This is a genomic window from Brasilonema bromeliae SPC951, from assembly GCF_012912135.1.
Taxonomy (GTDB): Bacteria; Cyanobacteriota; Cyanobacteriia; order Cyanobacteriales; family Nostocaceae; genus Brasilonema; species Brasilonema bromeliae.
This window is the reverse complement of the sequence record NZ_QMEB01000387.1, coordinates 1-2344: the sequence shown is the minus strand read 5'-3', so window position 1 is coordinate 2344 and position 2344 is coordinate 1. Positions and strand designations below refer to the sequence as shown.

2 protein-coding genes and 1 pseudogene are annotated in these 2344 nt (G+C 45.5%); 2 read left to right on the top strand and 1 reads right to left on the bottom strand.

Annotated elements, in window-relative coordinates; all coding sequences use genetic code 11:
* Positions 1 to 204, top strand: a 204-nt coding sequence (locus DP116_RS28795; protein WP_211173558.1) for a hypothetical protein, incomplete at its 5' end; no start/stop codon positions are given.
* A 50-nt stretch (positions 205 to 254) separates the two neighbouring features.
* Here the strand turns inward: DP116_RS28795 and DP116_RS27875 are convergent.
* Positions 255 to 1220 (bottom strand): M48 family metallopeptidase, encoded by a 966-nt coding sequence (locus DP116_RS27875; RefSeq protein WP_169158203.1) that lies wholly within the window; start codon positions 1218 to 1220, stop codon positions 255 to 257.
* A 169-nt stretch (positions 1221 to 1389) separates the two neighbouring features.
* Between DP116_RS27875 and DP116_RS27870 the strand changes: the two are divergent.
* A pseudogene (locus DP116_RS27870) lies at positions 1390 to 2344 on the top strand (ATP-dependent DNA helicase); the annotation flags it as partial.

Below are 2344 nucleotides of genomic sequence, written 5' to 3'. Positions count from 1 at the left end.
GAGACGCTGCGCGTTCGCCCTTGGCGTGCGCTTGCGCTTACGCAATCGACGGGAAACGGAGCCACTGCGGTGGACGGGTTTCCCGGCTTGAAGCACGTGGCGTCCAAGACTGCGACCCCCTCACCGCATTCTACTGATGTTGATATGTTTCCTACCTTAACTTCACTTCCTACTCGCACTTGCGAAAAGCAAGCTACAGTTTGAAGGTAGGAATTCTTATTCATTGCGAGCAAACGAGTCGCATCAATACACTGTTACTCAGACTTTTTCATGCGATCAATTTCTCTTTGCAATTCTTCAATTTGTCGTTGCAAAGTTTCTACTTCTTGATTTTTGGGAGTCTGTGATTCTACATTGACTGCACCCGCAGCCGTTGCTCGCTGATAATTTCCTTTCTTAATTTGCTGATATTCTTCTGAGTTTGCCCACTGCCGCAGGTAGTGTATGCGTTCTACAGCAAAAGGATGGCTAAGCATTGTACCACGAGCGCCGTTATAAATCAAGAATTTGTATATTTGATTCAGTCCATCTGCATCGAGTGCTTGGTAGTCTTCTGACTGACGGATAAATTCTTGCAAACTGCATTCGTTAGCATATTTGATACTGCCTCCAGAGACTTTCATCATAGAAGTCATGACAGAGTTTAAGTCATCTGTCACTAAAAATGCCGCACGATCTGCCGATAACTCGGCTTTACGCCGCCATTCATAAAACGCGTAAATCAAACCTTGAGTGACAAAATTACCTATACCGAAAGTCAACTCCCCTATGGCAGAAGCAGCACTCATTGCCCACATCGCCATTTGAATTAGAATAGTATGACCACATTTAATATGCCCCAGCTCATGGGCTAGCACTGCCCTAATTTCGGCTTCGCTTAGCAAGTCCAATGTCCCTGTATTTATCACTATATAAGGATGCTCTTGTCCCAGCGCGTAGCTGTTTGCTAGGGGATTTTGCTCAACAAACAGTGCAGGTTCTGGATAAATATCCAAATCCCGCACACATTCCCGAAAGATCTGGTAAACAGTGGAATATTGGCGTGGCCCGACTTGGATGGTGTTGCCCATTAAATAGATTAACTGGGGGCGTTCGACGAAAAATTCCACAAATTTACGGGCAAGAAAATCAAATCCTGGTAAATTGCGCAAGGCTTGTTCTGCTTGGCGATCTAAAGGATGCCTGAAAGCTTCGCTGGAGATTCCTGTGTAAGTAGGCATAATTGGTGGGTATTTGGATACTACTTAGTGGTTAATGGTTACCATAGCAATCAGCAATGAACAACCAACAATTAACACATAACAATTCACTCCTGAAACTGACAACATAATAGTAATGGGGCTAAGAGCAACTCAAAAATCACTTTACTTTGTATGGGATTAAAAGCGTGTGATTGAAGCAGAAGTTCATTTGTCATTACATAACTTCCTGCGATCGCAGGCAGGTTTCCCTTCATGGCCACATCATTTAACAATGGCACGGTTAGTGGCTCGTGCCTTGCGCCTAGGACGTAGCGCCCTGATTCAAGTCGGCGCAGCTTGCGGTTATCAGGGGCGGTATCGCACGAGCTTTGTGGCTTCGGCATTAATGTGGCACGGTCCTGTGATTATTGTTGCCCCTGAATCCACACAGCAACGATTGACGAAAGTGGAAATACCCCGCCTACAACAGTGGCTGCAAGTTAATAAAGCAATCAGAACAGGTGACGCTTGGCCTGGTGGTGAGTTCCAAGGAGTCTTTTTGATCTCTCCCGCAGCTTGGTTAAAAGCACAACTGAGTAAGAATGATAATTTTCCTCGTGACATCCCCACAATTATTGATGGAGTGGATGATTTGGAAGATTGGGTACGTTCTGAACTCACTGTGAGCTTAGAAGGACATGATTGGGAGCAGCTCATGCTTGCCCAGCCAGCCCAAGCTGAAGTTATTCGTTCTGCACGGGCGCAACTCACACACGAACTGTTTAAGCACCCTGCAAATCCCTACGAATGTTATCTGATTTCTCCGGCGGAAGAAGAGATTTTGACCCATCTGTATTCGGTTTTAGATATATCCAGCCTACCGGATACCTGGAAACAATTCGCTCAGCAATTTCAGGTGAGAAACGAAAATTTCTCTCCCTCATCTTCCCCATCTCTACTCTGGGCAACTATTGCCCGTCGCCAAGGTTTATTTTCTTTGCACTGTGTCCCCATTGAATTAGGAAAAATACTATCGCCTATTTGGCAGCGTCAGCCTGTGGTGTTTATTGGTAGTGCTGTAGAACCAGAAACTGAAGCTCCTTTATTTCGCCAGCGCTTGGGGTTGGAAGATGAGTTAACTTGCCTCAAGTTTTCCTCAGATA

Bases quoted from the DNA above. Each gene is read 5' to 3' on its own strand.
- DP116_RS27875 (WP_169158203.1), bottom strand. From the start codon at position 1,220: ATGCCTACTTACACAGGAATCTCCAGCGAAGCTTTCAGGCATCCTTTA.